Source organism: Aeromonas sp. (assembly GCF_050252055.1).
Taxonomy (GTDB): domain Bacteria; phylum Pseudomonadota; class Gammaproteobacteria; order Enterobacterales; family Aeromonadaceae; genus Aeromonas; species Aeromonas caviae.
Window position 1 is genome coordinate 112,813 of the sequence record NZ_JBFWLQ010000012.1, and the last position, 7,448, is coordinate 120,260.

Below are 7,448 nucleotides of genomic sequence, written 5' to 3' on the forward strand. Positions count from 1 at the left end.
TAGGGTTATGGCTAAAACATCCATGAAAGCACGCGAAGCAAAGCGTGCGAAGCTGGCAGCCAAGTTCGCGACCAAGCGTACCGAGCTGAAAGCTATCATCGTTGATATGAACGCTTCTGAAGAAGCGCGTTGGGATGCTGTCTTGCAACTGCAACAGCTGCCCCGTGATTCCAGTCCGTCCCGCCAGCGTAACCGTTGCAACATCACTGGTCGTCCGCACGGTTTCCTGCGGAAGTTTGGCCTCTCTCGCATCAAGGTGCGTGAGCATGCCATGAAGGGCGAAATTCCGGGCCTCAAAAAGGCCTCTTGGTAAGAATCTCGGGAGTTAGACTATGAGCATGCAAGATCCGATCGCGGATATGCTGACCCGCATCCGTAACGGTCAGGCGGCGAGCAAAGTTGCGGTTTCCATGCCTTCTTCCAAGCTGAAAGTGGCTATCGCCAAAGTGCTGAAAGAAGAAGGTTACATCGCTGGCTACTCCGTAGCTGGTGACGTGAAACCTGAACTGGAAATTGAACTGAAATATTTCCAGGGCAAGCCGGTTGTAGAACTGATCCAACGCGTGAGCCGTCCCGGCCTGCGTATTTACAAGCGCACTACTGATCTGCCGAAAGTCATGGGCGGTCTCGGTGTTGCTATCGTGTCCACGTCTAAAGGTGTGATGACCGACCGTGCTGCCCGCAAGGCAAGCATGGGTGGTGAGATCATCTGCTACGTCGCTTAATAGGAGGTCGGAAATGTCTCGCGTTGCTAAGGCACCCGTCACTATTCCTGCTGGCGTAGAGGTGACTCTGAACGGTCAGGAACTGTCCATCAAAGGTGGTAAAGGTTCCCTGGTTCGTTCCATCCACGCCGGTGTAGAAGTGACCAAAGAAGACAATGTACTGAAGTTCGCCCCGCGCGACGGCATCGCTGGTGCTGACGCTCAGGCCGGTACTGCCCGTGCATTGGTCAACAACATGGTAGTCGGTGTTACCCAAGGCTTCGAGCGCAAGCTGCAGCTGGTTGGTGTAGGTTACAAAGCCTCCATCAAGGGCAATGCTGTTGCGCTGGCACTGGGCTTCTCTCACCCGGTAGAGCATGCGCTGCCGGCTGGTGTCACCGCTGAATGTCCGTCCGCCACCGAGATCGTTCTGCGTGGTGTGGACAAGCAGCTGGTTGGCCAAGTCGCCGCCGATATCCGTGCTTACCGCGCTCCGGAGCCCTACAAGGGCAAGGGTGTACGCTATGCCAACGAGCAAGTGCGTACTAAAGAAGCTAAGAAGAAGTAAGGTAACACTATGGACAAGAAAGCAGCTCGTCTCCGTCGTGCTACTCGTGCTCGGAAAAAGATGCAGGAACTGGGAGCTACCCGTCTGGTTGTTCACCGTACCCCGCGTCATATCTATGCGCAGGTTATTGCAGCCAACGGTTCCGAAGTTCTGGCCTCTGCTTCCACAGTAGAGAAAGCCATCAGTGAAGCTCTGAAATACACCGGTAACGCAGATGCTGCTACCGCTGTAGGTAAGGCTATCGCTGAGCGTGCTATTGCCAAAGGCGTTCAGAACGTATCTTTCGATCGTTCCGGTTTCAAGTATCACGGTCGTGTAGCCGCTCTGGCTACCGCTGCTCGTGACGCTGGTCTTCAGTTCTAAGCTAGGAGTCGAAGATGGCTAAAGTCGAATCTCAAGCCGGCGAACTGCAAGAAAAGCTCATTGCAGTAAACCGTGTTTCGAAAACTGTTAAAGGTGGTCGTATCATGTCCTTCACCGCGTTGACCGTGGTGGGTGATGGTAACGGCCGTGTAGGTTACGGTTACGGTAAGGCCCGTGAAGTTCCGGCCGCCATTCAAAAGGCGATGGAACAGGCTAAGCGTAACCTGAACAAGGTTGAGCTGAACAACGGCACCCTGCACCACCCGGTGCGTGGCGTTCACTCTGGTTCCACCGTGTTCATGAAGCCGGCCTCCCAAGGTACTGGTATCATTGCAGGCGGCGCCATGCGTGCCGTACTGGAAGTTGCTGGTATCCACAACGTGCTGGCCAAGACCTACGGTTCCACCAACCCAATCAACGTTGTTCGCGCAACTGTCGACGCTCTGGTTCACGGTCAATCACCGGAACAGATCGCGGCCAAGCGTGGTCTGCGCGTTGAAGAAATTCTGGGGTAATGCGACATGGCTAACACTGTAAAAGTAACTCAAACTCGCAGCTCTATCGGCCGTCTGCCAAAGCACAAGGCGACTCTGCGTGGTCTGGGTCTGCGTCGCATTGGTCACACCGTTGAGCTGGAAGATACTCCCTGCGTACGCGGTATGATCAACCAGGTTTATTACATGGTTAAGGTGGAGGGCTAAGCATGCGTCTGAATACTCTGTCTCCGGCCGCTGGTTCCAAGCGCGTCAAGCACCGTCCGGGCCGTGGTATCGGTTCTGGTCTGGGCAAGACCGGTGGTCGTGGTGTTAAAGGTCAAACCTCTCGTTCCGGTGGCGGCAAGGTCCGCAACGGTTTCGAAGGCGGCCAGATGCCTTTGAAAATCCGTCTGCCGAAGTTCGGTTTCTTCTCTCGCAAATCTTTGGTTTCTGCCGAAGTGCGCCTGAACGAAATCGCCCTGGTAGAAGGTGATGTGGTCGACGTGAGCACTCTGAAGCAAGCCGGTGTTATTACCAAAAACATCGTGTTCGCTAAAGTTGTTCTGTCTGGCAACATTGACCGTGCTGTGACCGTTCGTGGTCTGTCCGTCACCAAGGGTGCACGTGCAGCCATCGAGGCCGCTGGCGGTAAAATCGAGGAATAATCAGTACAATGGCTAAGAAACCAGGATTGGATGTTAAAGCACAAGGTGGTCTGAGCGAACTGAAGAGCCGTCTGCTCTTCGTTCTCGGGGCAATTATCGTGTTCCGTGCAGGCTCTTATGTGCCGATCCCTGGTATTGACGCCGCCGTACTGGCCGAGTTGTTCCAACAACAGAAGGGCACCATCATTGAGATGTTCAACATGTTCAGTGGTGGTGCACTCTCGCGTGCTTCTATTCTTGCACTGGGGATCATGCCGTACATTTCGGCGTCGATCATTATCCAGTTGCTGACTGTGGTTCACCCTGCTCTTGCTGAACTCAAGAAAGAAGGTGAATCCGGCCGTCGCAAGATTAGCCAATATACCCGTTGGGGCACGCTGGTTTTGGGAACGTTCCAGGCCATTGGTATTGCAACAGGTCTGCCGAATATGATGCAAGGACTCGTGACTCATCCGGGTTTGGGCTTCTATTTCACAGCCGTTGTGAGTCTGGTCACCGGTACCATGTTCTTGATGTGGTTGGGTGAACAGATTACCGAGCGTGGGATTGGTAATGGTATCTCGTTGATTATCTTCACAGGTATCGTCGCCGGTCTGCCTCATGCCATTGGCGCTACGGCCGAACAGGCACGTCAAGGGGAATTGCACATCCTGCTGTTGTTGTTGCTGGGCTTGATTGTTTTCGCTGTGACTTACTTTGTGGTGTTCGTGGAGCGTGGTCAGCGTCGTATCGTCGTTAACTATGCCAAGCGTCAACAAGGCCGCCAGGTATTCGCTGCGCAAAGCACACACCTGCCGTTGAAAGTGAATATGGCCGGTGTGATTCCTGCGATTTTCGCATCCAGCATCATCCTCTTCCCGGGTACCATTACCTCCTGGTTTGGTCAGGGCGAGGGCAAGATCGCTGACATTCTGCAACAGGTCTCTATGGTCCTGCAGCCGGGTCAGCCCTTGTACGAGATGCTCTATGCAGCAGCCATTATCTTCTTCTGCTTCTTCTATACCGCGCTGGTGTTCAACCCCCGCGAGACAGCAGATAACCTGAAGAAGAGTGGAGCCTTTATCCCGGGGATCCGCCCGGGCGAGCAGACAGCACGTTACATCGATAAGGTTATGACTCGCCTGACATTGGCAGGTGCGCTCTATATTACCTTTATCTGTCTGGTACCCCAGTTCCTGATGACTGCCTGGAACGTACAGTTCTACTTCGGTGGCACCTCGCTGCTGATTATCGTGGTAGTTATCATGGACTTCATGGCTCAGGTTCAGACCCATATGATGTCTCATCAATATGGCGATGTCCTGAGGAAGGCCAACCTGAAGGGCTACGGCCGCTAAAGGTCGGCGTAGTTACGGAGTTAAGCAATGAAAGTTCGTGCTTCCGTTAAGGCAATCTGCCGTAACTGCAAAATCATCAAGCGTCACGGTGTGGTGCGTGTGATTTGCAGCGAGCCAAAGCATAAACAGCGCCAAGGCTAATTTTTTACGGTTAGTACTTGCAACAAATAGTTGTGCTGGCTAATATAGCCAGCCAACTTTTGTTGTGTATTGGTTGACCGCCACGTATCCGCTCACGGGCTTTGTGGTGGTCGTTATCTACTATATGTAGGAGTGAATAGTGGCCCGTATCGCTGGCATTAACATTCCTGACCATAAACATGCAGTCATTGCGTTGACTGCTATTTATGGCGTCGGTCGTACCCGCTCCAAGGCCATCTGTGCCGCAGCCGGTATCGCTGAGAATGTGAAAATTAAAGACCTGGACGAAGCTCAGATCGAGAGTCTGCGTGAACAAGTAGGTAAATTCACCGTTGAAGGTGACCTGCGTCGTCAGATTTCCATGAACATCAAGCGATTGATGGATCTGGGTTGCTACCGTGGTTTGCGTCACCGTCGTAGCCTGCCTGTTCGTGGTCAACGTACCAAGACCAACGCTCGTACCCGTAAGGGTCCGCGCAAGGCTATCAAGAAGTAACGGGAAGGTAGAAAATGGCTAAAACTCCGACTCGTGCTCGCAAGCGCGTTAAAAAGCAAGTGAGCGACGGTATTGCGCACGTTCATGCATCTTTCAACAACACAATCGTGACCATTACTGACCGTCAGGGCAATGCTCTGTCTTGGGCTACCTCTGGTGGTTCCGGTTTCCGTGGTTCCCGTAAGTCCACTCCGTTTGCTGCCCAGGTAGCTGCTGAGCGTGCTGGTGAGATCGCCAAAGAATACGGCGTGAAGAACCTGGAAGTCATGGTCAAAGGTCCGGGTCCCGGTCGTGAGTCTTCCATCCGCGCTCTGAACGCGGCTGGTTTCCGCATCACTAACATTACTGATGTGACTCCGATCCCGCACAACGGTTGTCGTCCTCCCAAGAAGCGCCGCGTGTAACGCTGTAGCTACTTGGTCTAGGATTGTTGGAGAAAGAAGATGGCAAGATATATCGGTCCTAAGCTTAAGCTTAGCCGTCGTGAGGGCACCGACCTCTTCCTGAAGTCTGGTGTTCGTGCGATTGATTCTAAGTGCAAGATTGACACCGTTCCTGGTCAACACGGTGCGCGTAAAGCGCGTCTGTCCGACTACGGTGTGCAACTGCGCGAGAAACAAAAAGTACGTCGTATCTACGGCGTATTGGAAAAACAGTTCCGCAACTACTACCGCGACGCTGCCCGTCAAAAGGGTAACACCGGTGAAAACCTGTTGCAGCTGCTGGAAGGTCGTCTGGACAACGTCGTCTACCGCATGGGCTTCGGCGCCACTCGTGCTGAATCTCGTCAGCTGGTGAGCCACAAAGCCATCATGGTAAACGGCCGCGTTGTGAATGTTCCTTCTTTCCAGGTATCCCCTGAGGACGTGATCTGCGTTCGCGAGAAGGCTAAGAAGCAAGCGCGTATCAAAGCTTCCCTGGAAGTTGCTGGTCAGCGCGAGAAGCCGACTTGGGTAGAGGTTGACGCTGCTAAGATGGAAGGTGCCTTCAAGCGCCTGCCGGAGCGTTCCGACCTGTCTGCCGACATTAACGAACAGCTGATCGTCGAGCTTTACTCCAAGTAAAGCTAGCTTCTAAAGAGAGGACACAATGCTGGGTTCTGTAACAGATTTTCTTAAACCGCGGCTAGTTGACATCGAGCAAGTTAGCCCGACTCACGCGAAAGTGACTCTCGAGCCGCTTGAGCGTGGCTTTGGCCACACGCTGGGCAATGCCCTGCGTCGTATTTTGCTGTCATCTATGCCCGGTTGTGCGGTTACTGAAGTCGAGATCGACGGAGTACTGCACGAGTACAGCAGCAAAGAAGGTGTACAGGAAGACATTCTTGAAATCCTGCTCAACCTGAAAGGTATCGCTGTGAAGCTGGAAGGCAAGGACGAGGTAACTCTGTCCCTGACCAAGTCTGGAACAGGCCCCGTTACCGCTGGTGATATCACTCACGGTGATGAAGTCGAGATCGTAAACCCGGAGCACGTAATCTGCCACCTGACTGGTGCAAATGCTGAGATCAGCATGCGCCTGAAAGTTCAGCGCGGTCGTGGTTATGTGCCTGCTTCTGCTCGTGTTCACAACGATGATGAAGAGCGTCCTATCGGTCGCCTGCTGCTGGACTCCGCGTTCAGCCCCATCGTTCGCATCGCCTACAATGTCGAGGCGGCACGTGTGGAACAGCGCACCGACTTGGACAAGCTGGTTATCGACATGGAGACCAATGGTACTCTGGATCCGGAAGAAGCCATCCGTCGTTCAGCCACTATTCTGGCAGAGCAACTGGAAGCCTTCGTGGATCTGCGCGATGTCAGCGTGCCCGAGAAGAAAGAAGAGAAACCCGAGTTTGATCCGATTCTGCTGCGTCCTGTCGATGATTTGGAGCTGACAGTTCGTTCAGCGAACTGTCTGAAGGCAGAAGCTATCCACTATATTGGTGATCTGGTACAGCGTACCGAAGTTGAGTTGCTTAAGACTCCTAACCTCGGTAAGAAGTCCCTGACTGAGATCAAGGACGTGTTGGCCTCCCGTGGTCTGTCTCTTGGCATGCGCCTTGAGAACTGGCCGCCCGCCAGCATCGCTGACGAGTAATCCAGATTACGGGTTTCACAGATTTAGTTAGAAGGATAAGGTCATGCGCCATCGTTTGAGTGGTCGTCAACTGAACCGGAACAGCAGCCATCGTCAGGCTATGTTCCGCAACATGGCCAGCTCCCTGGTTCGTCATGAGATCATCAAGACGACTCTGCCTAAGGCAAAAGAGCTGCGTCGTGTAGTTGAACCGCTGATCACCCTTGCCAAGACTGATAGCGTTGCTAATCGTCGCCTGGCATTTGCCCGTACTCGCGATAACGCGATCGTGGCTAAGCTGTTCAATGAACTGGGCCCGCGCTACCTGGAGCGCGCCGGCGGTTATACTCGCATTCTGAAATGCGGTTTCCGTGCTGGCGACAACGCTCCTATGGCTTACATTGAGCTGGTAGACCGCCCGGCCGCTGCTGAAGCAGCTGCTGAGTGATAAAAGAAAAAGCCGGGCTTGTCCCGGCTTTTCTTTTGGTGGATTCTGATACTGCCTCTACTGCCTCTACTGCCTCTACTGCCTCTACTGCCTCTACTGCCTCTACTGCCTCTACTGCCTCTACTGCCTCTACTGCCTCTACTGCCTCTACTGCCTCTACTGCCTCTACTGCCTCTACTGCCTCTACTGCCT

14 protein-coding genes are annotated in these 7,448 nt (G+C 53.6%); all 14 read left to right on the top strand.

Going from position 1 to position 7,448, the window contains the following annotated elements; all coding sequences use genetic code 11:
• Window positions 1–7 precede the first annotated feature (7 nt).
• Entirely contained in the window at window positions 8–313 is a 306-nt protein-coding gene (rpsN, locus tag AB7E19_RS18775; protein ID WP_005331161.1) for a 30S ribosomal protein S14, read from the top strand.
• Between the two features lie 19 nt (window positions 314–332).
• On the top strand, window positions 333–725 hold the full coding sequence (gene rpsH, locus AB7E19_RS18780) for a 30S ribosomal protein S8 (protein WP_005307980.1): 393 nt from the start codon (window positions 333–335) through the stop codon (window positions 723–725).
• A gap of 13 nt (window positions 726–738) precedes the next feature.
• Entirely contained in the window at window positions 739–1,272 is a 534-nt protein-coding gene (gene rplF, locus AB7E19_RS18785; RefSeq protein WP_010672565.1) for a 50S ribosomal protein L6, read from the top strand.
• A gap of 9 nt (window positions 1,273–1,281) precedes the next feature.
• Window positions 1,282–1,635 carry a 50S ribosomal protein L18 gene (gene rplR, locus AB7E19_RS18790; protein WP_041212181.1) on the top strand — a complete coding sequence of 118 codons (354 nt, stop codon included), beginning with the start codon at window positions 1,282–1,284 and terminating at the stop codon, window positions 1,633–1,635.
• Between the two features lie 14 nt (window positions 1,636–1,649).
• Entirely contained in the window at window positions 1,650–2,150 is a 501-nt protein-coding gene (gene rpsE / locus AB7E19_RS18795) for a 30S ribosomal protein S5 (protein ID WP_005340605.1), read from the top strand.
• A 6-nt stretch (window positions 2,151–2,156) separates the two neighbouring features.
• Window positions 2,157–2,336: a 50S ribosomal protein L30 gene (gene rpmD, locus AB7E19_RS18800; protein WP_005307985.1), complete on the top strand. Its 180-nt coding sequence runs from the start codon at window positions 2,157–2,159 to the stop codon at window positions 2,334–2,336.
• 2 nt (window positions 2,337–2,338) lie between these two features.
• On the top strand, window positions 2,339–2,776 hold the full coding sequence (gene rplO, locus AB7E19_RS18805; RefSeq protein WP_005307987.1) for a 50S ribosomal protein L15: 438 nt from the start codon (window positions 2,339–2,341) through the stop codon (window positions 2,774–2,776).
• An 8-nt stretch (window positions 2,777–2,784) separates the two neighbouring features.
• Window positions 2,785–4,113 carry a preprotein translocase subunit SecY gene (gene secY, locus AB7E19_RS18810; protein WP_010672567.1) on the top strand — a complete coding sequence of 443 codons (1,329 nt, stop codon included), beginning with the start codon at window positions 2,785–2,787 and terminating at the stop codon, window positions 4,111–4,113.
• Between the two features lie 27 nt (window positions 4,114–4,140).
• Window positions 4,141–4,254: a 50S ribosomal protein L36 gene (gene rpmJ, locus AB7E19_RS18815; protein WP_005319705.1), complete on the top strand. Its 114-nt coding sequence runs from the start codon at window positions 4,141–4,143 to the stop codon at window positions 4,252–4,254.
• 139 nt (window positions 4,255–4,393) lie between these two features.
• Window positions 4,394–4,750, top strand: a complete 357-nt coding sequence (rpsM, locus tag AB7E19_RS18820; protein WP_005307991.1) for a 30S ribosomal protein S13 — start codon at window positions 4,394–4,396, stop codon at window positions 4,748–4,750.
• Window positions 4,751–4,764: 14 nt separating this feature from the next.
• Window positions 4,765–5,154 carry a 30S ribosomal protein S11 gene (gene rpsK / locus AB7E19_RS18825; protein ID WP_005319702.1) on the top strand — a complete coding sequence of 130 codons (390 nt, stop codon included), beginning with the start codon at window positions 4,765–4,767 and terminating at the stop codon, window positions 5,152–5,154.
• Between the two features lie 39 nt (window positions 5,155–5,193).
• Window positions 5,194–5,814 carry a 30S ribosomal protein S4 gene (rpsD, locus tag AB7E19_RS18830; RefSeq protein ID WP_010672568.1) on the top strand — a complete coding sequence of 207 codons (621 nt, stop codon included), beginning with the start codon at window positions 5,194–5,196 and terminating at the stop codon, window positions 5,812–5,814.
• A 25-nt stretch (window positions 5,815–5,839) separates the two neighbouring features.
• On the top strand, window positions 5,840–6,829 hold the full coding sequence (locus tag AB7E19_RS18835; RefSeq protein WP_005307997.1) for a DNA-directed RNA polymerase subunit alpha: 990 nt from the start codon (window positions 5,840–5,842) through the stop codon (window positions 6,827–6,829).
• A gap of 43 nt (window positions 6,830–6,872) precedes the next feature.
• Entirely contained in the window at window positions 6,873–7,256 is a 384-nt protein-coding gene (gene rplQ / locus AB7E19_RS18840) for a 50S ribosomal protein L17 (RefSeq protein ID WP_005307999.1), read from the top strand.
• Window positions 7,257–7,448 lie beyond the last annotated feature (192 nt).